Origin of the sequence: Cognataquiflexum rubidum, from assembly GCF_022538115.1 — a bacterium.
Classification (GTDB): Bacteria; Bacteroidota; Bacteroidia; order Cytophagales; family Cyclobacteriaceae; genus Cognataquiflexum; species Cognataquiflexum rubidum.
Genome location: NZ_JAKZAL010000005.1, coordinates 86999 through 111689 on the forward strand (window position 1 = coordinate 86999; position 24691 = coordinate 111689).

The 24691-nt window shown below is 43.4% G+C and carries 18 protein-coding genes; 9 read left to right on the forward strand and 9 right to left on the reverse strand.

Features of this window, described 5'->3' with window-relative positions; all coding sequences use genetic code 11:
- Window positions 1-38: 38 nt before the first annotated feature.
- The 3 genes from MMU05_RS07590 to MMU05_RS07600 all read left to right on the forward strand — a co-directional run bounded on the left by MMU05_RS07590 (window position 39) and on the right by MMU05_RS07600 (window position 2506).
- On the forward strand, window positions 39-587 hold the full coding sequence (locus tag MMU05_RS07590; RefSeq protein WP_241141074.1) for a hypothetical protein: 549 nt from the start codon (window positions 39-41) through the stop codon (window positions 585-587).
- 102 nt (window positions 588-689) lie between these two features.
- Entirely contained in the window at window positions 690-1271 is a 582-nt protein-coding gene (locus MMU05_RS07595) for a DUF4256 domain-containing protein (protein ID WP_241141075.1), read from the forward strand.
- Between the two features lie 128 nt (window positions 1272-1399).
- The gene (locus MMU05_RS07600; RefSeq protein ID WP_241141076.1) at window positions 1400-2506 is read left to right on the forward strand and encodes a Fic family protein; all 1107 of its coding nucleotides are present in this window, start codon (window positions 1400-1402) and stop codon (window positions 2504-2506) included.
- Between the two features lie 282 nt (window positions 2507-2788).
- Here the strand turns inward: MMU05_RS07600 and MMU05_RS07605 are convergent, their stop codons facing one another.
- Both MMU05_RS07605 and MMU05_RS07610 read right to left on the reverse strand, forming a co-directional pair.
- Window positions 2789-4528, reverse strand: a complete 1740-nt coding sequence (locus MMU05_RS07605; protein WP_241141077.1) for a M14 family metallopeptidase — start codon at window positions 4526-4528, stop codon at window positions 2789-2791.
- A gap of 12 nt (window positions 4529-4540) precedes the next feature.
- Complete coding sequence (locus tag MMU05_RS07610) at window positions 4541-6157, reverse strand: M14 family metallopeptidase (RefSeq protein ID WP_241141078.1); 1617 nt, start codon at window positions 6155-6157, stop codon at window positions 4541-4543.
- A 241-nt stretch (window positions 6158-6398) separates the two neighbouring features.
- Between MMU05_RS07610 and MMU05_RS07615 the strand changes: the two genes are divergently transcribed.
- Both MMU05_RS07615 and MMU05_RS07620 read left to right on the forward strand, forming a co-directional pair.
- On the forward strand, window positions 6399-7229 hold the full coding sequence (locus tag MMU05_RS07615; protein ID WP_241141079.1) for a universal stress protein: 831 nt from the start codon (window positions 6399-6401) through the stop codon (window positions 7227-7229).
- Between the two features lie 9 nt (window positions 7230-7238).
- Window positions 7239-8465, forward strand: a complete 1227-nt coding sequence (locus MMU05_RS07620; RefSeq protein ID WP_241125987.1) for a cation:proton antiporter — start codon at window positions 7239-7241, stop codon at window positions 8463-8465.
- Between the two features lie 79 nt (window positions 8466-8544).
- Here MMU05_RS07620 and MMU05_RS07625 read toward each other — a convergent pair whose 3' ends face one another.
- From MMU05_RS07625 to prfA, 7 genes are all read right to left on the reverse strand, one after another.
- Window positions 8545-11037 (reverse strand): TonB-dependent receptor plug domain-containing protein, encoded by a 2493-nt coding sequence (locus MMU05_RS07625; protein WP_241141080.1) that lies wholly within the window; start codon window positions 11035-11037, stop codon window positions 8545-8547.
- Between the two features lie 197 nt (window positions 11038-11234).
- A complete protein-coding gene (locus MMU05_RS07630; protein ID WP_241141081.1) occupies window positions 11235-12233 on the reverse strand; it encodes a class I SAM-dependent methyltransferase in 999 nt (332 codons plus the stop codon).
- A gap of 127 nt (window positions 12234-12360) precedes the next feature.
- The gene (locus MMU05_RS07635) at window positions 12361-13608 is read right to left on the reverse strand and encodes a carboxypeptidase-like regulatory domain-containing protein (protein WP_241141082.1); all 1248 of its coding nucleotides are present in this window, start codon (window positions 13606-13608) and stop codon (window positions 12361-12363) included.
- A gap of 6 nt (window positions 13609-13614) precedes the next feature.
- A complete protein-coding gene (locus MMU05_RS07640; RefSeq protein ID WP_241141083.1) occupies window positions 13615-16110 on the reverse strand; it encodes a TonB-dependent receptor in 2496 nt (831 codons plus the stop codon).
- A 73-nt stretch (window positions 16111-16183) separates the two neighbouring features.
- Window positions 16184-17323: a BamA/TamA family outer membrane protein gene (locus tag MMU05_RS07645; RefSeq protein ID WP_241141084.1), complete on the reverse strand. Its 1140-nt coding sequence runs from the start codon at window positions 17321-17323 to the stop codon at window positions 16184-16186.
- A 33-nt stretch (window positions 17324-17356) separates the two neighbouring features.
- A complete protein-coding gene (locus tag MMU05_RS07650; RefSeq protein WP_241141085.1) occupies window positions 17357-17899 on the reverse strand; it encodes a GNAT family N-acetyltransferase in 543 nt (180 codons plus the stop codon).
- A gap of 290 nt (window positions 17900-18189) precedes the next feature.
- Window positions 18190-19266, reverse strand: a complete 1077-nt coding sequence (gene prfA / locus MMU05_RS07655; protein WP_113923343.1) for a peptide chain release factor 1 — start codon at window positions 19264-19266, stop codon at window positions 18190-18192.
- A 119-nt stretch (window positions 19267-19385) separates the two neighbouring features.
- On the opposite strand from prfA, the gene MMU05_RS07660 reads away from it, so the two are divergent.
- The 4 genes from MMU05_RS07660 (at window position 19386) to guaB (ending at window position 23744) form a co-directional block, all read left to right on the forward strand.
- On the forward strand, window positions 19386-20579 hold the full coding sequence (locus tag MMU05_RS07660; RefSeq protein ID WP_241141086.1) for an RsmB/NOP family class I SAM-dependent RNA methyltransferase: 1194 nt from the start codon (window positions 19386-19388) through the stop codon (window positions 20577-20579).
- Window positions 20580-20751: 172 nt separating this feature from the next.
- A complete protein-coding gene (locus MMU05_RS07665; RefSeq protein ID WP_241141087.1) occupies window positions 20752-21192 on the forward strand; it encodes an ABA4-like family protein in 441 nt (146 codons plus the stop codon).
- Window positions 21189-21950: a hypothetical protein gene (locus tag MMU05_RS07670; protein WP_241141088.1), complete on the forward strand. Its 762-nt coding sequence runs from the start codon at window positions 21189-21191 to the stop codon at window positions 21948-21950. Before MMU05_RS07665 ends, MMU05_RS07670 begins: the two co-directional genes overlap by 4 nt.
- A gap of 315 nt (window positions 21951-22265) precedes the next feature.
- On the forward strand, window positions 22266-23744 hold the full coding sequence (gene guaB, locus MMU05_RS07675) for an IMP dehydrogenase (RefSeq protein ID WP_241141089.1): 1479 nt from the start codon (window positions 22266-22268) through the stop codon (window positions 23742-23744).
- The last annotated feature ends 947 nt before the right edge of the window (window positions 23745-24691 follow it).

Here is a 24691-nt window from a genome sequence, read left to right on the forward strand (position 1 = left end):
TATTGACCGAAACATTAGGTAGCAAAACCAATTATTTTATGTCAGCAATGGAATTGGGAATCGGCAGTCAAGTTAGACATCCAAAATTTGGAAAAGGCGTGGTCGTGGAGGCAGACGCCTCCTATTACAAGATTTATTTCAACTTTATTGCGGAGGTCAAAACCATCGCAAGGGACTTTCAGCATTTTGAACTGATCGAAAAGAAAGAAGCAGAACCGATAGCGTTCAGCCTTGCGGATATCGAAAGGGCAGTAGAAAACGCGATCAAAAAAATCCCGCCTACGGAAGCTTTGCCAAAAGTCAGCATGGCCCAAAAGTGGCTCAAAGGCAACATGATTCTCAATCCCTATAATCCCGAATTGAGCAACAAGGAAGTTCCGATTGCGACATTTTTCCACAAGATCGTCATGGTCAGGGAGCGGCTCCGTGTCCTTGAGCAGAATATCAACAACCACGAGAAACTCGACGATCAGGACAGAATTGCCCTGCAGCAATACATTACGCGGGCCTACGGTTCACTGACCACTTTCAATGTACTCTTTGCCGACAAGGAGGATTACTTCAAAGGAGCAGGGAAGGATGATTAGAAAAGTAATTGGTAAGAGGTGAAAGGTAAGAGGATGTGTTAGGCCCTGGATTTGGAATGGTTTTTATAGCTATGTTTTGCAATTGATTTAATAGGGAGAACCATGGATACTAAAAAGGAATTGACAAGCGATCAGTGTGAAGTGCTTTTCAGAACGTTGAAATCCAGGTTTGAGAAAAACAAAAACCGTCACCAAGGTTTGGAATGGGCTTCGGTCCTGGCCAAATTGGAATTCCATCTCAATGGAAAGGGAAGCTCAGAAAAGCTTTGGTCACTGCATCAAATGGAAATCACTGGCGGAGAACCGGATGTTGTCGGCTTCGATGACAACACCGGAGAATATATTTTTTATGACTGTTCGGCAGAAAGTCCCAAAGGCCGCAGAAGTATTTGCTTTGACAGGGAAGGATTGGAATCGAGGAAAGATTTCCCACCTGCCAACAACGCCGTCGACATGGCTGCTGAAATGGGCATTGATATCCTGACCGAATCCGAATACCGGGAATTGCAACAATTGGGAGAATTCGATACCAAAACCTCAAGTTGGATCCAAACACCCAAAGCCATCCGGAAACTTGGGGGAGCTCTTTTTTGCGACCGTCGCTACAATCATGTCTTTACCTATCATAATGGAGCCCAATCCTATTATGGAGTCCGAGCATTCCGCGGGATGCTCAGGATCTGATTTCAATCTTCTAAAAATGTATTTTCAAGTATTTGTTTTGGACCAATGATTTCCCATGAGTTATAAAAATCAGATTTATAACTCACAATTTGTTTATATTTGAGTTATAAAATTCAGATTTATAACTCATGAAGTGGAATTGGCAATCAAAAGACTGGCCGTCATTCAGGTTTGACCTGGAAGAGTTATCGGTTTTTGAACAGGAATTTTTTAAAAATTCCGGTCTTTTGGTAGGTGCTTTCAAACATGTTGAGGAAGATGAGAAGAGCAACCTGATAGTGGAAATCATAGCTGATGAAGCCCTGAAGACCTCAGAAATTGAAGGTGAATATTTGAACCGGGCAAGTGTACAATCCTCCATTCGCAAACAATTTGGCCTTGAAACCAACATTGGGAAAGTGCCGGCAGCCGAACAAGGAATAGCGGAGATGATGGTCGATGTGTATCAGACATTCTCCGAACCAATAACCCATGAAGCCATTTTTCGATGGCATGAGATGCTTACCAAAGGGAGAAGAGACCTGACAGATATTGGCAGGTACAGAACAGGTAGTGATGCTATGCAGGTGGTTTCAGGTCCAATAAACAGACCGATTGTCCATTTTGAGGCTCCGCCCTCTGATACGTTGAAAGGGGAGATGAATGCTTTTTTGGACTGGTTTGAAAGCTCAGGGCCAAAAGGGAATAGGAAGTTGGGACCGCTTATCAGGGCGGGGATTGCACATCTTTATTTTGTATGCATCCATCCTATGGAAGATGGAAATGGTAGAATTGGGCGCGCAATTGCAGAAAAGTCTTTGGCACAAAGTCTTGGGCAACCTTCATTGATAGCCTTGTCTTTTGTGATTGAAAAGTATAAGAAAGATTACTATACCGCATTGGAGCGAAACAATACCCAAATTGAAATCACAGATTGGCTGATGTATTTTTCAGAAACAATTATCAAAGCCCAAGTCCGAACACTTGAACTGGTTGACTTTATAATTAAAAAAACAAAACTCTACGATAAGGTTAGGACCCAACTGAATGAAAGACAGGAAAAATTGCTTTCCAGGATATTCAGAGAAGGACCGGAAGGCTTTAAAGGAGGATTGAGCGTCAAAAATTATTTATCGATCACGGGAGCCTCGCGAGCTACCGCCACCAGAGATTTACAATATCTCGTGGATCTTGAGGTATTGACAAAAACCGGAGAATTAAAGGGAACAAGATATTACCTGAATCTTCCAAAATAAAATTCAGTCTATAGTCCATTGTCCACGGTCGACAGTCCATAGTCCACGGTCACGACTATGGAACTTCAATCCGAGTTATATATGGTTTGCAGTAAAAATAGAGATCCACAAAAACAAAATAGCTACCCGATTTCTCAGGTAGCTATTTCTATTTGATGACTATCCACCATGGACCGTGGACCATCGACTGTGGTCGATTTGACCATGCCTGGTCTCTCAGGTAGCTATTTCTATTTGATGACTATCCACAGTGGACTGTCGACTATGGACTGTGGACAATTATCACTTCTTCCAGCTAGCTTTTCCGCCTTTGGCAGAATCCACGTTGATGCTGTAGCTGCTGTTGCCGGAGACGATCCATCTTACTTTTACCGCACCCATTCCCGGGATATTGGCGACGGAGATTTTTTCAGGATTTGTCTTTTGTTCGGAAAGTCTGTTGAAGTCCTCATTGTCCACTACAAATCCCGCCACTACTTTGGCGCCGGTGATGCTGACATAATCAGGCCTTTCGATTTTGTATTTCAAATCTTGGCTGGAGTGGGTTGGGATCAACCTTTCGTTGTAAATCGTCGCTGTAACTGCTTTTAATCCTCCTCCAAGGTCTTCTTCTTTGACATCCATCACGCTGAGTTTTGGAGTGTGGTAGCCGTGGAGGATGGTGAAGGCGGCATTTCTATGGGCATCCTGCTCCAATAGGAATCCCGGGTGCAGACGGCCAAAGTTTTTCTTGAAGCCACCGACTTCGATTTTGCCATATTGAGGGTGGTCGTATTCTGCCCAATTGACAAATGCATCGCCAAAAGTCAGGTAAGTGTCTACCATCATTTGCTCATCCTGATTGCCTCTTCCTGCATTTTTGTGCACATAGAGGTAAGATGTCATCAATTCATTGGAGTAAGTGAAAATTCCCCTTCCACCATAGAACCAGTCCAATTGACCGCCAAATACGGAGTAAAGATCTTTGTACACCACCAGGTATTTGTAACCTGGCATGAATTCTTCTCCTTTTTTGGCAATGGCATCATAGATTCGGATGTCAGTTTGGTTGTATGTTCCCAAGTCTTCTTCCGCTCCCGGACCTCTCAGGATCATGCCGCCATAGTTATGGTAGCTTTGCGCTGCGGCAATGTTGGGGTGCTTCATCACATATTCCATCACAGCTTTGTTTTCAGGCACGCTGAACGGGTATTTCCATGCACCTCGCTGTACATAATCTGGCTGCCAGTTCCATCCCCAATCACGGTTAGGGTCATAATAACCGATGGCATCTTCATTAATTTCACCGTCACCGTCATTGTCTATTCCTTCAAAACCCAACATTTCATATTCCCCTTTTTGATCAGGAGCGACCATGATGAGTTTTCTCGGATCCATTTGATCCTTGATATAGCGGCCTGTAGGTGATTTGCGGATCATCATCGTGATATGACCGTCTTTGTTGATGTCGTCAAAAGGATCTTCGCCGATCACCCCATCGCCGTCATCGTCCATATTGATCATTCCTGATCGTGGAGAATTCAGCGTGTTTGGTTCCTTGATAAAGTTGTCGTGCGCGTCCGGATTGATGGTAGGCGCGATGTAGAAGGTTTTGTCCTTGAGCAATTGGGTGATGAATTCCAGTTCCCCGTACATTTCAGAAAGGTACCAAGCGGTGTAAAGGGTAAATTCAGTTCCCTGAATCTCATTGGAGTGGATGTTGCCGTCGATCCACATGCCCGGCTTGTCTTCCGCTTTGCCGGATTTGAAGTCGGTGACGATCAGTACCCAAATGTCATTTCCTTGGTAGGATTTACCGATGCTTTCGAGCTTTACCAGATCGGGATGCTTTTTGGCCATGTCCTTCATGATTTCTTCCAAAGCAAGGTTGGTATGGTACCTGTTCCAGGAAACGGGAACTTTGGGATTGTGCGGAGTACCGATGGCGCGGAAATACTTTTCCTGTCCGCTAGTCTCCTGAATGCCTGCAAAACCGATTGCCAGTCCTAAGGCAGTTGTATATATCCAGTTTTTGAATTTCATTTTTTTGTCGGTTTAGAGTTTCACATTGAGTGTGGCGATACCGGTATGTGCTGCACCGGCCTTGATATCTACTGAGCCGGTTCCTTTGACGACCCATGACAGCGTAATTTTGCCATAAGCATCAATTTTCTCAATCAGCTTGATTTTTTCACCGGAAACTAGGTCAGCAGCATCTTTGCTGATGTCTACTCTGATATTCCTCAGCCAACGGGATTTTTCACCCATTTCTGAATGTGTTGGCAAGGAAGAATTGTTGAAAAGATCTGCGGTGATTCTGGTAAGTCCGTTGCCCAGTTTTTCAGATTTGACATTGTGAAACTCTAATTTCGGACTCATAGCAGCTAATTTCAAGATGAATGCTGTATGCTCCATAGCGATAGAATCCACCTTGGCATAAGGAGGGGTGTGCATCACAAAAGGCCTGATGCCGCCTACTTCTACTTTCTGACCGGGAAAATCCGGATGCGTCACCGGCGCCCAAGGGACATGTACATTGCTGAGGTTTTCCTTTGCTGCCCAAGCCATGAAGTTTGCTTCAGCATTGCTGTTGGATTTGCCGTCTTCCCCTTTTACTTCAGGTACCCACCATCCCGGTGTGCTAAAGCTGAGTCTTCCAAAGTGGAAATAAGCCCATTGGAAGAAATCACCATCCGTACCCTGATTGGTTTGGTTGAATGCTTTTTGGGAGATCGTTTCATTGTAAATTCCTGAAACCATGCCGTTGATGGCTACATCTTTTTCCAGCATGGAGGCAATGATTCTTTTCTTGGCATCTCCTGCATTGTATTTCAGGGGAGCGGAGAGGTTGTTTGCAGGACTGAAAGTCACAAAAGCAAAGATGTTCCACTGATTGAAAAGGTAATCGAGCAATGCGCGGCTTTCGACCTGCGATACCGCAAAATCACCTGCAAGCGGCTGGAAGATCGGGAATTTGTAAGTCTGGTTTTTGTTGAAGGCAATGCCTTCTGCCAGATCTTCTCCAAAGCTTCCGTCTTTATCCTTGTCCATACTCTCAGGCATCATCAGGTAAGTACCTTTTTGGCCTTTGGATTTGTCTGATTTTGCCATCAACCTCGCATCCTTTTCATTGGCCATGTACTCGCCCATGGGGCTTTCGACGCGCATCATGGTGATAAGTCCATCTTTGTTGAGGTCCTCATAGCCATCCTCTGAAACCTGTCCGTCACGGTCGTGATCGACTTTGGCGGCATTGCCTCTTCTTTCATACTTCAGGGAAGCATGATACTGCTCGTAAGCATCGGGAGACATGTTTGGGAAAATGTAGAAAGTGTTTTTTTCTAGGGCCGATGCATGGTTTTTGATCAATCTTTCGGCAAACTGCAGAGCCAATTCGACACTGAGAACATGAAAGCCTTCTGCCCCGCCCACGACTGCAATGGCCGGCTTGTTGTCCATGTCACCGGTTCCGATTTTCAATACCCAGATGTCCTTTCCGCCTTCGGTTTTGGTGAGGGAACTGAGTTTGGCTGCACTTCCGCTGCCGGAGATGGCTTGCAGCCTTTGGGTAATCTGGCCAAGAGTGGGATAATCCCCCTGCGCCAGCGTGGTCGAGTGAACGGAAAAAAGAAATCCCGCCCCTAAAACCAACGATAGATACATTTTCTTCATAAAGTATATCAGGTTTAGTTCTGTAATGAAAAAAGACACTCAAAGTGTCTTTTGCCGCGCTATGTTACAAAATTTAAACCGTTAAATAAAAGCCGATTCGTCCTATTGGTTAGCATGGTTTTGAAAGGTTTTCAGTGTGGATAAGCGGAATCTAATTTTAGGCCACTTAAAAAACAAAGCACAAAAAGTTATTTCCTGGCCGAAAAAAATGGTATTTTTCCACAAACACTATTCCCTAGGTATGTTTCGTAAAATTGCCCTTGCCATTGCTTTCTCTCCAAGAATGGAGGCCTTGATTGCTGAATCAAAAAGACTGAAAGATCTCTTTCAGGCAGAATTGCTGCTTATCCATGTGGGTGAAAAAACCGTTGTGCTTGAAGAAAAACTCAACGAGTTGCTTGACAAACACGGTCTTTCACAAAATGATGTCAAAATCATCTGGGCAGAAGGCAAACCGGCAAAAAGGATCCTTCAGACCTGTGAAGCCGAAAATGTCGATCTATTGGTGGCCGGCGCGCTAAAAAGCGAAAGTATTTTAAACTATTACATTGGGTCTATTGCAAGAAAGATCATCCGTAATTCCAAGTGTTCGGTGCTGACTTTGATTGAACCGCTCGTGAAACCTACTCCATTTGACAAGGTGGTGATCAACGGCACGGAGCAGGACCAAACGCCACAGGTCATCCAAAAAGGACTCGAATGGTGCAAGTTGGATGGTGCGAGGCAGGTATTTGTGGTCAATGAGATCAAAATGTATGGCCTGAAAATGGCAACTGCCGGGGAAGGAAACGAAGAGGAAATAGCCATTGCACGAAGGAAGCTTGTTGCAGATGAAGTCGCTTATGTCAATGATATTTTGAAAGATCTTGACAAAGGTGACCTCAAAGTCAATGTCAAAGTCACTTGTGGCAAATGGGCAATAGAGCTTGCAAAATTTGCTGAAGATGTCAAAGCAGACCTGTTGATAGTGGGCGACGAAGGAAAACTTGGATTTTTGGACAGGCTTTTTCCGCACGACCTTGAAGAAATTCTTAACAACCTTCCTTGCAATTTACTGATACTTAAAAAATAATCGGGCTACATGGAGAGTTTATCACATCAAGATGTAGTCAACCTTTTTCTGCAGTTGGCAGCAATGCTCCTACTGGCTAGGATTTTTGCGGAGGTGGCGCAAAAGTTCAAACAGCCGGCTGTAGTGGGTGAGTTGTTGGCGGGGATACTTTTGGGTCCTACCATTTTGGGGACTTTTATTCCCGAATTCCACGAGTACCTCTTTATGAGTAATCCCAATGCAAATCTTGCTTTGGACGGGTTTGTACAGATTGCGGTCGTACTTCTTTTGTTTATTGCCGGACTGGAAGTGGAGCTTCACCTCGTTTGGTCGCAGGGAAAAGCAGCTATAAGCATCAGCTTACTTGGCTTGGTGGTTCCTTTCATTTTGGGATTTGTATTCCCCTATTTCTTTTCCTCCTTTTTTGGGTTGGCAGATGGTGACAGGTTGTTGTTTTCACTTTTTATGGGTACAGCCATGTCGATTACAGCTTTGCCTGTAGTGGTCCGGATATTGATGGATCTCAATCTCTTCAAGACCAAGATGGGCATGCTGATCGTGGCTTCAGCGATGGTCAATGACATCATCGGGTGGTTGATTTTCTCTGTGATTCTTTCCTTTATGGGAAAAAGCGGTAACCTCTCGCTTATTCAGACTGTCGGGATTACCCTGTTGTTTACCTTTTTTATGCTGACTTTGGGTAAGTTTATTATCAACAGGGTTTTGCCTTGGGTCAATAAAAAACTTGCTTGGCCGGGAGGGGTATTGTCACTGTCCATGGCTTTCTGTTTTCTTTCAGCAGCATTTACAGAGTGGCTTGGGATCCATGCTATTTTCGGCGCTTTCCTACTTGGTGTGGCTTTGGGAGATTCGGAACACATGTCCGAAAGGGCCAAGGAAATTGTCCATCAATTTATCAACAATATCTTTGCCCCGCTTTTCTTTGTGTCCATTGGCTTGAAAATCAACTTTGTTACCAATTTTGAATTTCTCCTTACCCTTGCAATTATTGTTATTTCCTTTGCAGGAAAAATTATTGGTAGTGGATATGGAGCTTCAAGAGGTGGATTCAATTTTAAAGAATCTTTGGCGGTTGGATTCGGAATGAATGCCCGTGGTGCGATGGAGATCATCTTGGGTTTAATAGCCTTGGAAAATGGGCTGATCGATGAAAAGGTTTTTGTGGCTTTGGTCGTCATGGCTATCGTCACCAGCATGTCAAGTGGGCCGCTGATGAAGTGGGCCTTGAAAAAATAGCTGTTTGTATTGAGTCTCTCACATTGATAATAAAACCAAAATCCTTGTCCAATCGAACAGGGATTTTGGTTTTGGATACTCATTGTACTTTGAATGAATAAGTTCCTGAAACAGGTTTTCCCTCTATAGAAAGTCCCTCAAGTCTGATTTCCACTTGGGTTTTGCCATCAGTCAGCGGGAATTCTACCACTGCTTTCCCGTTTTTGTCAGTGGTGATTTCTGGATTCCAATAGATCGTGGACCGGTAATCCGGTATCCTTGGGCCAACATTTTCAATGTATTTTGGAGGAGTATAAAACTGCCGCACGGGTGCAAATCCTGTTTTGTTCAAGGTGGCATTGCTGTCCATTTTTGGGGTTTTTGAAAGTTGGTCAGCTTGTGGATTTCCTCTCTTTGTAAAGATATTGATCACACCGCCCGCACCGTCGGGTCCAAATATCATGGCCTTGGACATGCTTCGCAAAAGGTCAATCCGCTCAATATCAGGAACCATGATCACCGCCGCCATGGAAGTCTGAACCGGCATCCCGTCCAAGAGAAACAAAGCTCCCCTGTTTTGGGAACCTCCGGGAGCACCGCCCCGGATCGTGACAGTAGGTGGAGGATTGATGCTGAACACATCTCCGCTCACGGTGACTCCCGGGAATCGCCCACGTATCAGCTGGAAGACATTCTGGAAAACCCATTCCTCCGGAGTTACCAATAGGGTAAAGTCGGGATTGTCCTGGTATTGGATAGCACGGATATCAGACTTGCGCTGGATCTGACTGCTTTGGACGGTAACCTCTTCCAATTCTACCATTTGGTTTTTGAGAAATTGCTGCATCATCAGATCGGCCTGTTTGACCTCCATCCAATACTCCTTGAATTCGTATTCTGAGCCGTCGATTGTCAATAGATCAGAATTTTTCAAGGAAATATCCAGTCTGTTTTTTTCAAAAAATTCCACATCGTTGGGTTTGACCTGGATGGGATTGTTTTTCCTGTTTTTGTTGACCGTAAATACCTGGATGTAAATCGATGTCGAATCTTCAAAATCCAATCCTTGGAATGAAAAATATCCTTTATCGTCGGTCTGACCGTCATATACCAAAGGGTGGTCTTTTTGATTGACTATCAAAGTCAGGAATTTTGGTTCGGTAATTCCCCTTCGTCCTTCCGGCAAGACCCGGCCCGCCAAGTTGATACCAAAGTCAAAGAAATGTTCCCTTTCCTTTTCCAGTTTGTCAAGATGCGACCAATCGAATCTCCTCCAACCTTGGGTCAATAAGAGATTGTCAAGGTCTTTGGCAGCTGTTGGATTGGTAGCATCAAAGTAGAAAGCCGGTTGTTCTATTTCTCCCTTCAGTTCGGAAGACAAGTCCATATACGTGCTGATGTTTTGGGAATGGGAAGGATAATGTACCTGAATTCCATCAGTGGCAGAAAGTGAAAAATTGCCCTGAACAGGTTTGCCAAAGGCATCTTTGACCTGGATTTCCATTCTTACGGTTTCATTTGGAGCGTAGCTGGTTTTGGAAGAAATGAATTTGACAAGGGATTTTTCTTCAGGCTTTAGGAAAACCAACCGCTCAGCAAATGGATTTCCCATTCGGTCCAACAAAGAAAACTGAATGATACCCGATTTGAAATCCGCCTTGTTGAGGGTGAATTTTTTCATCGCAGCACCTCCTTCAAAAGTCTGGGTAAATAAAATTGCCCCTTTGGAAAGGGCCATCAGGTGAAGTGTTTCCTTTTCAGTAATGTTGCTTTTGATGTAAATTTCAAGTTGGTCGGCAGTAAAGGATGAATTGACATTGAGGACATAGCCTTTATCTTTGATTTCCGGAAATCCAATTCTTTTTTGATTTCCGCCGGCAGTGGCAACGACCTCATACTTTTCTCCTTTTCGGGGGATAAAAGTAAAACTGCCAATGCCAAGATGGGAGGAAGAAAAATTGCCTAATGTGTCTTTTTTTGAATCAATAATATGTCCTCTGACTTGGATTCCTTTTCCGTTTTGGCCGATTGCCTTAAAGCCGATTGCCGTGGAAATCCCATCCACCAAATCGCCACCTTCGGGAAAGAGCATCAATTCAAAGTCATTTTGAGGCGGTGCTGCTCCGGAGCTGACTTTCCCCAATTCGCCGATATAAATAGCTTGGTGAAAAAATACCTCAGGCTCAAAATTCCTCATCCAAGTCGAATAAGCCCTCAGCGTATACATGCCTGCAGAAAGACCGGACGGCAAGGTGATATCACCTCTTCCGATTCCTTTTTCCATTTTTAGAATGATTTGGCTGACCTTTCTTTTGCTTTGGTTGTCGATCAATTCTACATAGACAGGTACAGTAGGAGTATTGTAGATGAGTTGGTCATCCTTTTGCAAAGTGCCATATGCCTTGATCCAAATCGTATCATTCAAAAAATAATGGGGCTTATCGGTGTGAAGAAATACTTTTTCGAAAGGATAGGATACTTGGTAGAGTTTGGTTTTTGATATTAAGGATTCCAGATTTTGGGCTTGCGAAAACCCTGAAAAAAATACCTGAAGCAAAAAAATAAGGAAGAGAGGATTGGAGGCCTTTTTCATAAGTGGGGATTTTGAAAGTATATAAACTAAAAATAATCAAATATTTATCTGTTGTAAGTAAATCGAGAATCTTTTAAGTAAATAATTTATCCCTCATCCTACTCCCAAACAATCAAACTGACCTGCTTGTACTTTTCCCACTTCAAAAAAATTTATGAAATGTCAAATCGAGACTTCCGCACTAACTTCAAATCGAATTACTTATTTACTTCAAGGGGTTTTCTAAAGAAAAATGCTGCCTGATCTCCATTACCTTCTTTATTTAGGATTTCTGCTGATTTGGCGTATTTGCTCTTTTTGATTTTTCTCTTAAAAGTAGAGACCAGTCCTTTTGGGTTTGGTGTCCGCAATGGGATATCCTGGATATACTTTTCGCTGCCCGAAAACTGGAAATGTGTGGAATCATAAACTGTTTTGAACAATTCCATATTTGACTTTTCTCCAAGGATCTTCATACTTTCTTTGGAATGGAGAAAGAAATGTCTTGGTGCATCCAGTTGTACCCAGTTTGTTTTATAATGGTTCCAGGCGTAAGAAGAGACAGTAGGAATCCTGATGATGCATACACCTCCGGGCGCAAGGATTTTACTGACTTTTTGAAGATGATCCAATGGATCGGGAATATGTTCAAATGAATGATGGTAGGTGATGATGTCCCACGTTCCTTCGATATCAAAAATGTTGGAATTACTGATCTGCAGTCCGTTGTCATATTTGATGGATTCTGACAGAAACGGATCACAGCCATGTACATTTTTAAATCCGATCTCTGCCAGAGGGTATAAAAAATTCTTACCGTTGCCACAGCCAATATCCAGTATTTTTGATTCCTTACTTATATTGAGTCCGTTAAGAATGAAAAAAAGATCTGTGCCTGAAATCAGACTTGCCGTCTTTCTCAAGAACGGATTTTTTCCTGTGACAAGTTGGGCATATTTTTTTCTGTTGATGGCTCCTAAAATTCCTTTGAATTTTTTCCCATCGTATTTCCCAAAGCTGTAATAATTTTCAGGATAAAACTTTGACATGTCTTGCGGAATATCACTTATCTGAAGGCAATGACACTTGGAGCATTGAAAATATTGGAACTTTTCCCTCATCCCAAACATCATTTCCTTTACCTGATAGGTCTTATTTCCTTTGGCATTGTTACATATTCTGCATACCGGACTATCAATCATTTTCTCCGTGCTCATTCTGAGTTTGTTTTAGTCCAAGGCATTTTGGATAAAAATAATAAGTTCTAGTATCTTATCCACTTTGACAAAAGTAGTAAAGATTGGAATACTAATTTGCTTGGATTCGTAATTGGAAGAAGGAACTTTATTTCTCTCCCATCCCGTAATCCAGTGGCATCAGGTCGCCGATTTTTTCCCATCCCATGTATCCCTGCACAAAAATGTCAAAAGGATGAAAATAGCTGCCATTATCAAAAACCTGAACAGCCTTGGAGCGCATTTCCAACTTGCTCAGTTGAGGAAGTTTTGTTCCTGAATCCCCAATCAAATCTGAGCCTATGTTTTTGATGGTAAAATTGATATTGCGAAGACTGTAAAGAAAAAATGCAGACTCCTCCTCCTCATGCAGATACAGGATATAGACAGGTTTATTGTAGATGATAAATACCTTCCCGTCTTTTGTAGACTGGGTCAGTGTAGCCGCTGCTATCGGGTCATTGAATGGGATGTCGATGGAATCTAAAGATGCCAATTCCTTTTCTTCTTTTCCCTCATCCAACTTTACCTCACTTCCATAGCCAACAATTTCCAAATTCACTTCAGCGGGTATGTTTGGGACTTTTTGGGTTGGGAAAATTCGGTATCCGGAATTTTCTGCTTTTCCTTCATACAAGCTCCTCATGAAGTGCATCATACTACCCAAATATGCTTTTTCCCGGCTTTCGGTCACTTTTTTGACTCTTCTTTTTGGAAGGTTTTCTTCCACAAAGTAGGGGTATCCGGCATACACCACCTCATTTCTTACTTTGTTGTATTCAAATCCGGTGAGGACGTATTTGATTTGGTAACCAAGGTTAGGATTTTCTATTTGGAGAATATCCTTGGCACGCACTTTCAGTGAGTTTGGTTCTGTTTCCCCATCGAGGATCAGTACTTCGGGATTGAGGATGTTGCAGTTTGCGGCATTGGCACTGCTACCCAAAAAATATTTCTTGAATACTTCAAGGTTTTCGTACCAGGTTTTATCTCTTTTTTCTGTCACTTCACTTCCTTCCAATTCTATGGTTTCTGGCAAAATCCTGAATTCGTAAAAACTCCGCAAAACCTTGGTCGAAATGGTATAGCTGAAAGGTTGAAACCCAATATAGCTGATGACAAGTTCATGGTTGCCCTCGGGGATGGACAAATCAAATTCCCCTTGCTTATTGGTAGAAGTACCGATACTGGAATTGCTGATAAAAACAGTGGCAAAAAGCAAAGGCTCTAAAGTCTCCGCATCCAATACCCTTCCTTTGATACTGTATTGTCCAAAAGCATTCAGGCCAAACAGCCAAAAAGACAACAAAAGAGTCAGAGAAATCCTGATTATGGGTTTGGGATTGATTTTCAACATCTGTTTTTATTTCACTTTGAATCTGTAGGTGGCGTGGATGGGTTCGCCGGATTTGGATATGCCTTGAAGATTGACAAATACTTCAGGCTTGCTTTCGGTGAGGAGAAATTCAATCTGCGCCTTTCCCGTATTGTCTGTATCCAAATTGGGATTCCAATAAATGGTGGACCTGAAGTCTATCGCAATCGGCGCACTGATGTCATAAACTCCCGATGGAGAGTAAAATTCCCGGATGGGAACATACCCTTTGGCTTTGATGGTCGTATTGCCAATAACAGGTTCATCCTCCCATTTGTAATTAGGGTTTCCGGCTTTGGTCAATACATTGATGACTCCTCCTGCCCCGTCAGCACCGTAAACAGCTCCTTTGCTCAGGCCCATCAGTATGTCTATTCTTTCTATTTCAGCGACAGGCAACAGACCCACCATTGATGGCATCACCCTCATGCCATCAATAAGAAAAGTGGCACCTCCGGAATTCATGATAGAGCCTCCGCCGCCTCTGATGATAACTACCGGAGTGGGGTAAAGGCTGAACACATCTCCAATCACATTGACGCCCGGGAATCTTCCCCTAAGCACCTGGAAAACATTTTGAAAATAGTAAAATTCTTTGGTCACAAACATGCCCCTGTCGGGCGTATTGTTGTACTGGATGGCCCGGTTATCAGGTTTTAAGCTTCTTTTCCCTGTCACGGTAACCTCTCCCAATTCGATTTCCTGACTCAGTCTGAATTGTTCCATCATGTTTTTCGCCTCCTTTACAGAGACGAGATAGTCATCAAAATCCTGAAACTTATCTCCCGAGGGAAGCAGGGCTTTGTTTCTCTCCTGGAATTTGGGAGCCTTTGGAATTGACATCACTACCTCATTTCTTTTGACCTCTGTGGTTTTTCCGCTATTTTTTTCCTTTTCGATGTAGGCCTGCATGTAAATTCCTACTGAATCCTGGTAATCCATTCCGAGAAATGAGAACTCACCAATTTCATTGGTCTCGCCTTCATAGAGGATAGGCATTCCAAAGCGGTGGGTTACCATCATCCGCAATGCGTGTGGTTCTTCGATCGGTTTTTCATTCACTTTATATACTTTTCCCGTCAAGGTCAGCCCTTCCTCAAAAGCGTATGTCGGCGGGCTGCTTAATTTTGACAAATGTTCCCAAGAGAATCTTCTCCAGCCTTGGGTCAAAAGGAGGTTGTCCAGGTATTTTTCAGCATTTGGGTTTTCAGGATTGAAGTAATAATCCGGTTGCTCTATTTCCCCTTTGACCTCTGAACTCAGCAGAAAGTAGGAATGGATGTTTTCTGCATTTTCAGGCTGCAAGACCTGATAGGCATCCGTCACCGATACCGAGAAGTTTCCTTCCACAGCCCTTTGGAATTCGTCCATTACGTTGATTTCCATCTGAACACGTACCTTGGAAATGTATTCGGCTTTTGCTGTTTTAAAGGTTGCGTTTCCTTTTGAAAAAGGAAAAAGATAGACCAGCCTTTCTGCCAAAAGTGTCGTTTCCTCATCCATCAGGGTAAAGGTGACCAAGCCCGGATAAAAACCTTCTTTGGAAATTAATGTCGAATTGATTGCCTGTTTTGCGTCAAATTCCTTTTCATATACTTTTTGACCTTTGGACAGTCCGACAAGGAAGAGTTTCTTGCCATCATTGGCTGTTGAGAGATTATTTCTGATCTCTACTTTGATTTCTTCTTCCGAAAAGAGCGGATCAAAATTGAGGACATAACCTTGTTTTTGGATTCGGCTCAATGCAAATTTAGACCAGTCCTGCTCTGGAGATTTGGCATGAACCTCATAAAATTCATTCTCTTTTGGGGTGAATCCGAAGCTTCCCATACCAAGATGCTCTGATTGGAAGCGCATGATTGTATCCGACTTGCTGTTCAAAATATAGCCGATGACATCCGTACTGCGTCCGTAGGCATCAGTGGCTTTGAAGCCGATTTTACTTTTTAGGCCTTCTACAAGATCGCCTCCTTCGGGGAAAAAGCCGAGATTCAGTTTGGAATCTGAACCTGCATATTCCCAACCTTCACCCAGTTCCCCTACCCAAATGTCTTTGTGGAAATAAGCTGCATCGCCAAAATTCCGCATCCATTGGGTATATGCCCGAAGGGAGTAAGCTCCGGGTTTGAGGTCTTTGGGTAGGACGATGTCTCCCTGACCTTTGCCTTCCTCCAGCTTGATGATGATGCGGTCAATGTACCTTTCAAATTTGGCATCGAACAGGTCCACATAGAGCGGAACGGATTTGGTCGCTTCCGGAGCCTCACCACCTTTTTCAATCATACCGTAGGCTTTGATCCAAATGGTGTCATTCAGGACATAATGAGGCTTATCTGTGTGGAGGTAGACTTTTTCCCAAGGGAAAGTATTGTTATATTCTTTGAAGGATGCGGTCAGTTTTTCTATAGATGATTGGGCAGAAAGACTGAAGTTCAAAAAGTTAATCAGACCAAAGCAGAGAAACAGGGAAAGGCTTTTTTTCATTGGTGCAAAAAGGTTCTTATAAACTTAAGAAATTAACGAAAAGATAAAAAAATAGTTTGATTAATTGTAGCACTCAAATCACTTCATTCAAACCGAAGTAGAATGCGCTCTGATCTCCAAATGCAATGTCCAAGCGGATATTGAGACCTTCCTCATTGAGTTTGTACCTGAATCCAAAGCCTGCCCCATATCGGAATCTTTTCCATCCAAAATCACCCACCTTCGGTGCTACTTGTCCCGCGTGCCCAAAAAGAACCATTCCAAGATTTCTGTAAACAGGCAAGCGGTATTCTGCCTGATGGACCATGGCATGGTTATCCCGAAATCTCCCTTCAAAATATCCCCGCATTCGGTCGCTTCCCCCGATCAGTGAAATATGCTGAAAAGGAGGATTGCCGGTGGTGAAACTCCACCAAGACTGCAGAGCGAGGACGTGGGTATCTGTAGTTTTGATGTATTTTCTAAAATCCGCTGTGTATTGGTTGAAGCTGAAGTTGCTCCCCAAAAAAGAAGCAAATCCCATCCAACTGAATCTGTTGTTCCATCCTCTGGTGGGCTGGAAGATGTTGTCTCTCGTGTCTTGATTAAGATTTAATCCCAAACCGGAAAGTCTTTGCCCATCGTATCCCGCCACTTGGCTGGTTTCCAATATTCCTCCCGGAACACGCCTATAGATGTCATCTACCCTGAATTCGTACCTTGGACCAAAGAAGATTCCCGGGATAATCTGTCGCTGGTAATTCAGGTGAAAATAGGCAAATCGGGTGGTGTAGGATTCACCTTCGTCTGTGACAGGGTCATTGCCGATACCATAAAATTTGAAAGGAAAATTTGAAAGCTCGAGTCGGGCATTGAGGTATTCCTTGTTTTCATTTGCCCATAGATCAAGCTCCGTGGTAAATATCGTCTGGTTGTTGAGTGTATACAAAATCGTGATCGGAATAGAGGAAGGGCGAAGGTTGGGATTCGTATCTCCTTTGTATTTGAAAACCCGGATGGCCCGGACGCCAAGTCCCAATTTGGTTTCAGGGGAATAAGTCACTGCAGGAATGAAGGCCCACTTTTCACCGGAAATGAGATCGATAACCTGATCTCCAAAATCAAAAACCCTGTCTATTCCGCCGGATTTGGGAACCGTGTCGTTTGCTTCCTGAGCGGAAGCAAAGGAAAAAGACATGTAAAATATAAAAAATAAAAAAGGGGCTGTTTTCATCAGCCCCAAAAGTAAGGAATGTTTTGTAAAACCTTAATCCATAAATTTTTCCACCTCTTCGCGGATGATGACGTACTGAAACAAGTCGCCGACTTTGCCATTTTTGATATAAGCATGTCTCAAAATAGCTTCCGGTTCGTAACCTGAATTTTCAAGGATTTTCATGGAAGGCACATTGAAATCAAAGACTTGGGCATAAATCCGCTTGATGGCAGGGAATTTTTCCAAGGCATATTCTGTAAACAATTGCACAGCTTCTGTGGCGATTCCTTTTCCCCAAAAGGGTTCACCTACCCAAAACCCGATTTCCATATTGGTACGGAGTTCATCTTTGCCGATTTCACAGCCGACAGAACCCACCAATTTGCCGTCAAATTCTATTGCAAAATTCTGAGGGGGATTGAATTTTTGGTTATGCTCGATCCAATGCCGGGCATCATGGATGGTATAGGGAGAAGGGAAACTATCTCTCAGGTTTCTGGCAATATTTGGGTTGTTGGCTATAGGGTATAAGCTGTGATAATGGCCATCATGCCAAGTCACCAAGCTTACATTTCCCTTTCCTTGAATCTTCATTTTATGGCTGGTTAAAGCTCCTTAAGATAACGGAGTTTTTTGAGTTTACTGAAAAGAATGTGTGTTTTTTTGATCAACCAAAATGATAAAATTGGTTTTGTCTTGGTTACTTTTTATACATGACAATCATCATTCCCTTTTTACCTCCCCGTCAGCTTTCTTTTAAAATATCGCAAACATTTCAAAAGAATGATCATTTGATACTATCCAAACCATAACTATTAATAATATGGTTAAAAGTTCAATTTCACCTGCTGTGGACCATGGACTGTATAACTATTGACCATTTCTCAATCCTCCATTTCTGAAGGATTCATCCTATCGAGGTTTTCTGCAAGACGCAGCGCAGAAATGAAATCTTCAATATTGCCTTCCATCACATCGGGGAGGTTGTAGACTGTTTTGTTGATCCGGTGGTCAGTGACACGGCTTTGGGGATAATTGTAAGTCCGGATTTTGTCAGAACGGTCCCCGCTTCCTACCATCGTCCTTCTCTGGGCACCGACGGCATCGTTGTGCTTGGCAAGCTCAATTTCATACAACCTCGACCGCAATACTTTCAATGCCTTTTCGAAGTTTTTGATCTGGGATTTTTCATCCTGGCAGGTCACCACAAGTCCTGAGGGGATATGTGTCAAACGGACAGCAGAATAAGTCGTGTTGACCGATTGTCCACCCGGGCCGGAGGAGCAATAAGTATCCTTTCGGATTTCATTCATGTTGATGTTGACTTCGACTTCATCCATCTCGGGAAGGACTGCGACAGTTGCGGCGGAAGTGTGGACACGGCCTTGAGTTTCTGTGGCCGGTACCCGCTGCACGCGGTGCACGCCGGATTCATATTTCATCATTCCATACACATCCTCGCCGGTGATGGTGCTGATGATTTCCTTATATCCTCCTGAGGAGCCAAAAGTAAGGTCGAGCACAGTCAGTTTCCAACCCTTTTTTTCGCAAAAACGCTGGTACATCCTAAACAAATCACCTGCAAAAATCGCCGCCTCATCCCCTCCGGTTCCACCGCGGATTTCCAGGATACAATCTTTGGAATCATTGGGGTCTTTGGGGATCAATTGCTGACGCAAAGCTTCCTCTAGTTCTTCCTCCCTTTGTTTGAGTTCGTCCAATTCTATTTTGGCCATTTCCCGGAAATCCGGATCTTTTTCTTTTTCCAGGATTTCTTTGGTACTGCTGATATTTTCTTTGACCAACTTATATTCATCATACAGGTTTACCACTTTTTCGAGGTCTCTGTATTCTTTGTTGAGTTTGGTGTATTTGGACATGTCGGACATGGAGTCCGGCTGTATGATGAGCTGACCTACTTCTATAAATCTTTCTTTCAGCGCTTGGAGTTTGTCAAGCATAAATCAATAATTGTTGAGCGGGTGCAAAATTAACAAAAATATCGGTTTTGGGATTTTAAACCTTTGGCTATCGGGCATCGGAATCCTGTTATCTTTGTGACCTCAAACAAAAAATTGCCATGAAACTCTTCACCAATACCGTCAGTGCAGTCATTGAAGCCATCGATGAGATTTTTAACCGAAACAGGTATGCTGACAAGGTGATTGAAAGAATTCTGAAATCCAATCCAAAATGGGGTGCAAGAGACAGGGGATTTATCGCTGAGTCAGCTTATGAAATGGTGCGCTGGTGGAGATTGCTCAATGAGGTAAGTCCATCGGATGATTTGTACCACCTGTTTGGTACCTATTGGGTGCTTCAGGGAAATGAACTTCCGGACTGGAGAGAATTCAAAGGCATGGATCCAAAATTCATTCTTGCAAAATACGATAGGATCAGAGAAAGGGCAATCCTTCAGTCGATTCCGGATTGGTTGGATGACATGGGTGCTGAGCAGCTCGGGGAAAAGTGGGAGAAAGAAATCGAAACCCTCAACCAAGAAGCGGATGTCGTCCTCAGAGTCAATACGCTTAAAGTTACCCGTGAGCAACTCATGAATAGACTTGCGGAAGATGGCATAGAATCCTTTGCACCTAAAGGCTACAAAGACGCCTTGGTACTTGCCAAAAGGCAGAATATCTTTAAAAATCCAGCATTCAAAGAAGGTTTGTTTGAGATTCAGGATGCATCATCCCAACTTGTGGCAGCAGCTTTGGAAGTTGAACCGGGAATGCGGGTCATCGATGCCTGTGCCGGTTCGGGTGGAAAATCTCTTCATCTTGCTGCGCTGATGCAAAATAAAGGCAGGATCCTGTCCATGGATGTGGAAGAATGGAAGCTGAAGAATACCAAACTGAGGGCGAGAAGAAACGGCATCAGCATCATCGAACCCAAGGTAATCGAGGGCAACAAGACCATCAAAAGGCTGAAAGAGTCTGCTGACAGGGTGCTGTTGGATGTGCCCTGCTCGGGATTGGGAGTATTGAAACGCAATCCGGATACCAAGTGGAAACTGACTCCGGAGTCTATAGAAAAGGTACAGGCCATCCAACAGGAAATCCTTCAAAACTATGCCGGCATGGTCAAGCCGGGGGGATTATTGGTTTATGCAACTTGTAGTATTCTGCCTACAGAAAACCAAATGCAGGTAGAAAAATTCCTTGCTTCTCCAAACGGGAAGAACTTTGAGTTGGTAGAAGACCAAAAGGTGTTGGCGCAGGAAAGCGGTTATGATGGTTTTTATATTGCCAAGATCAAGAGGAAAATAATTTAGGGTTGGAAAATGATGGTATTCATTTGAATTAACCTGTTTTTTTCGAATCAGCGATTCTTGTTTTATTGTCCTTTTTAGGTCAATAATTACATTTTCAAAATTTTTCTTCGTGCCATTGCGCCTTTGCGGGATAATTTTCCCTAAATTTAAATTAACCAAACACCCGATTCCCATGACACTAGAAGCTGTTTTTGGCATGGCCAGCACCTTGGCCTTTTTCTCATGGATTGCACTGTTTATCTTCTACCCCCGCAAATGGATCTATCAGACCCTCTTTTCGGGGGTTTTCATTTTGATGGCGCTGACTTATGCATTTTACATCATTCCCGCCTTGTTCAGTGGAGGGGAAGGGGGATTCAGCACTTTATCTGAAGTCAGGAAGCTGTTTGATTCTGACGAAGCACTCTTGGCCGGATGGATCCATTACCTCGCTTTTGATTTGTTTGTGGGGATGTGGATTACACGGGATTCCTGGGAAAAAGACATCAGCCGATGGGCTGTATTGCCCTGTCTGATTCTGACATTTATGATGGGGCCTGTTGGCTTGTTATTATACTTCTTGGTCAGGGCTTTCAAAATCAAAAAGCTCAATCAGAGCCCTTTTTACCCATGATTTTTGTCAATAAAATATTTAAGAGAAGCAAATCGCTGGGGCAGTTTGGCCTTCTTAATTTCATTGCATTTTTCGTCATGTTGGGAATTTCCTTTTTTGATGACAGGACTTTGATGGGAGTCAATGTCTGGATGAAGCCGATGAAGTTCGCGGTTTCGATCGGGATATTTTCATGGACAATGGCTTGGTATCTATTTTATCTTCCTCAAATCAGGAAAGTCCAAAAGATCAAACTGACCATCATCACGGCTATGTTGATCGAGCAGGTGATCATCATCTATCAGGCATCGAGGGGTGAAATGTCACATTTTAATGTCAGTTCTATAAGCAATGCGGTTCTTTTTCAAATCATGGGCATTGCCATTCTGATCAATACGATCATGGTTTTTTGGGCTTACCGATTATTTTCAGTTGTAGAATCCTTGTTTGCAGGCTATAAAAGAGGCATTCAGCTGAGCATGTTGATTTTTGTGGTGGCGAGTTTGGAGGGATACTTGATGGCTGCCAACCTGAGTCACACCGTTGGTGCCCCCGATGGACAGGAAGGAATTTTCTTTTTCAATTGGGCAAAAACCTATGGTGATCTCCGGATATTCCACTTTTTGGGACTACATGCGCTGCAGGCAGTTCCTCTTTTTGCCTGGTATTTTGCAAGGGACAATGTCAGAAGAGTGAATATTTTTGCAGCGATTTATTTCCTCCTTTCTTTGGGTACACTTTGGAATGCCTTGGCGGGGAGGGGGATTTTTTGGAGTTAAATATGTTGTAATTGTTTTAGTTGTTGTAATGGTTGTCAGCTTCGCGTTGTCATTGTTGTCGGTTTTGTGTCATCTTCTTTCTGCAAATGTCAATTCTTTTTATTCGAAAGATCATGGGAATGCCTTTACCTTTAAGATGAATCACGTCTTGCATCACCAATCTTATCTCACGTCTCATATCTCACATCTTATGTCTCATGTTTCCCATCTCACGTCTCACATCTCCGAATTAATTTATTTTCAAACCGATTTGATGGACAACTGAAAATGTTCTTATCTTTGACGGGCAAATAGGGTTACCTAACCGAATTTGCCATGAATCGAAACTCCGATAAATTTCTTTTTGAAGCACTCACCTACGACGATGTGCTTTTAGTACCTGGATATTCTGAAGTCCTCCCACGTAATACAGATACCTCCTCCCAACTTACCAAAAAAATCAGACTGAATATTCCGCTTGTTTCCGCTGCGATGGACACGGTGACGGAATCTGAACTGGCTATTGCCATTGCACTCGAAGGTGGTCTTGGCTTCATCCACAAAAACATGTCTATCGATCAGCAAGCTGCCCAAGTCAGAAAGGTAAAGCGTTCTCAGGCTGGGATGATTCTCGACCCAATTACCTTGGATATCGAATCCAAAGTGAGGGATGCGGATGCCATCATGCGTGAATACCACATCGGTGGGATTCCCGTGGTGAATGAAAACAGGGTATTGATGGGAATCATCACCAACAGGGATTTGAGATTTATCAAAGACCCCAATGTGAAGATCAAGGACATCATGACCCGCGAAAACCTCATTACAGCAAAAGCGGGGATCTCTCTCGAACAGGCTGAGGAAATACTTCAAGAGTATAAAATCGAAAAACTTCCTATCGTAGATGAGGAAGGTAAATTGACCGGACTGATTACTTACAAGGATATCCTGAAAAGAAGGGATAAACCTTTTGCCTGTAAAGATGAGTTTGGCAGACTTCGTGTCGGCGCGGCTGTTGGAGTCACAGCAGATATTGTGGAAAGGGTCGAAGCCCTAAAAAATGCCGGTGTAGATGTAGTCTCTATTGATACAGCACATGGTCATTCCAAAGGAGTAATGGATGCCTGCAGGAAAATCAAGAACGCATTTCCTGACCTAGAAGTCATCGTCGGAAATATTGCGACTCCCGAAGCAGCTGTTGCCTTGGCAGATGCAGGTGCGGATGCAGTGAAAGTTGGAGTCGGACCGGGAAGTATCTGTACCACAAGGGTGATTGCAGGGGTGGGAGTTCCCCAACTTTCTGCTGTCTTCGAATGTGCTGAAGCCTTGAAAGGGAGAAATGTACCTGTCATCGCTGACGGCGGAATCCGTTATTCCGGTGACTTGGTCAAAGCCATCGCCGCAGGTGCAGGATCCATCATGATCGGATCTTTGCTTGCCGGAACTGAAGAAGCTCCTGGAGAAATGCTGATTTTTGAAGGAAGAAAATTCAAAACATACAGAGGAATGGGTTCGCTCGAAGCCATGGAATCAGGTTCCAAAGACCGGTACTTCCAGGATGCAGAAGACAATATCAAGAAACTTGTGCCGGAAGGAATCGTGGGTAGGGTAGCCTATAAAGGCTTGGTGTCAGAAGTGTTATACCAATTGGTAGGTGGATTGCAGGCAGGAATGGGATACTGTGGTACCCCGACAGTGGAGGCTTTGCAGAAGAACGGCAAGTTTGTCAAAATTACCGCTGCCGGTGTCAAAGAATCGCATCCACATGACGTGAGCATCACTCGTGAAGCACCGAACTACTCAGCAAAAATGTAATCAAGTAACAATAAGGATACGGAGCGGCGGGTTTTTCCTGCCGCTTTTTTTTTGTGAAAAATATTTTCCCGCAGATCTCGAATCCCATTTTTTCAGTTGAAGTTATCTGCGAAAATCTGCGCAATCTAAGGGAGCAAAAAAGGGACGCAATAAATGAAAATATATTCCCCGCGGATCTCGCTGACTGCCGCAGAAGGTTTTTGTCAGTAGCAAAACCAAAATAGGATTCCAACCAATTAAATCTTGGATCAATAAATGTCCAAAGAATCAGTCTGCGAAAATCTGCGCAATCTGCGGGAGCAAAAAAAGTGGCAATAAATGAAAATATATATCCCACAGATCTCGCAGACCGCCGCAGAAGGTTTTTGTCAGCTCAAAACCAAAATGGGTTTGCCACCAGTTAAATCTTAGATCAATAAATTTCCATAGAAAAAGTCTGCGAAAATCTGCGCAATCTGCGGGAGCAAAAAAGGGACGCGGAAAAAGAAAAAATATTTCCCGCGGATCTCGCAGACCGCCGCAGAAGGTGTCGCACAGTTCCAATATCAATATAAGTTTGAGGTCAATTAGGCTTCCTCCAATAAAATTTCTAAGAAATCAGTCTGCGAAAATCTGCGCAATCTGGGGGAGCAAAAAAAGGACGTTATAAAAGAAAAAATATTTCCTGCGGATCTCGCTGACTGCCGCAGAAGGTGTCGCACAGTTCCAATATCAATATAAGCTTGAGGTCAATTAGTCTTCGTCCAATATAATTTCTAAGAAATCAGTCTGCGAAAATCTGAGCAATCTGCGGGAGCATAAAAAGGGGCAATAAAAAAATATATATCCCGCAGATCTCGCCGACCGCCGCAGGTTTTTGTCAGCTCAAAACCAAAATGGGTTGGCAACCAGTTAAATCTTAGATCAATAAATTTCCATAGAATAAGTCTGCGAAAATCTGGGGGAGC

Bases quoted from the DNA above. Each gene is read 5' to 3' on its own strand.
- MMU05_RS07620 (WP_241125987.1), top strand. From the start codon at position 7,239: ATGGAGAGTTTATCACATCAAGATGTAGTCAACCTTTTTCTGCAGTTG.
- MMU05_RS07615 (WP_241141079.1), top strand. From the start codon at position 6,399: ATGTTTCGTAAAATTGCCCTTGCCATTGCTTTCTCTCCAAGAATGGAG.
- MMU05_RS07640 (WP_241141083.1), bottom strand. From the start codon at position 16,110: ATGAAAAAAAGCCTTTCCCTGTTTCTCTGCTTTGGTCTGATTAACTTT.
- MMU05_RS07650 (WP_241141085.1), bottom strand. From the start codon at position 17,899: ATGAAGATTCAAGGAAAGGGAAATGTAAGCTTGGTGACTTGGCATGAT.
- guaB (WP_241141089.1), top strand. From the start codon at position 22,266: ATGAATCGAAACTCCGATAAATTTCTTTTTGAAGCACTCACCTACGAC.
- MMU05_RS07635 (WP_241141082.1), bottom strand. From the start codon at position 13,608: ATGTTGAAAATCAATCCCAAACCCATAATCAGGATTTCTCTGACTCTT.
- MMU05_RS07660 (WP_241141086.1), top strand. From the start codon at position 19,386: ATGAAACTCTTCACCAATACCGTCAGTGCAGTCATTGAAGCCATCGAT.
- MMU05_RS07595 (WP_241141075.1), top strand. From the start codon at position 690: ATGGATACTAAAAAGGAATTGACAAGCGATCAGTGTGAAGTGCTTTTC.
- MMU05_RS07625 (WP_241141080.1), bottom strand. From the start codon at position 11,037: ATGAAAAAGGCCTCCAATCCTCTCTTCCTTATTTTTTTGCTTCAGGTA.
- MMU05_RS07645 (WP_241141084.1), bottom strand. From the start codon at position 17,323: ATGAAAACAGCCCCTTTTTTATTTTTTATATTTTACATGTCTTTTTCC.
- MMU05_RS07670 (WP_241141088.1), top strand. From the start codon at position 21,189: ATGATTTTTGTCAATAAAATATTTAAGAGAAGCAAATCGCTGGGGCAG.
- MMU05_RS07605 (WP_241141077.1), bottom strand. From the start codon at position 4,528: ATGAAATTCAAAAACTGGATATATACAACTGCCTTAGGACTGGCAATC.
- MMU05_RS07600 (WP_241141076.1), top strand. From the start codon at position 1,400: ATGAAGTGGAATTGGCAATCAAAAGACTGGCCGTCATTCAGGTTTGAC.
- MMU05_RS07610 (WP_241141078.1), bottom strand. From the start codon at position 6,157: ATGAAGAAAATGTATCTATCGTTGGTTTTAGGGGCGGGATTTCTTTTT.
- MMU05_RS07630 (WP_241141081.1), bottom strand. From the start codon at position 12,233: ATGAGCACGGAGAAAATGATTGATAGTCCGGTATGCAGAATATGTAAC.
- MMU05_RS07665 (WP_241141087.1), top strand. From the start codon at position 20,752: ATGACACTAGAAGCTGTTTTTGGCATGGCCAGCACCTTGGCCTTTTTC.
- MMU05_RS07590 (WP_241141074.1), top strand. From the start codon at position 39: ATGTCAGCAATGGAATTGGGAATCGGCAGTCAAGTTAGACATCCAAAA.
- prfA (WP_113923343.1), bottom strand. From the start codon at position 19,266: ATGCTTGACAAACTCCAAGCGCTGAAAGAAAGATTTATAGAAGTAGGT.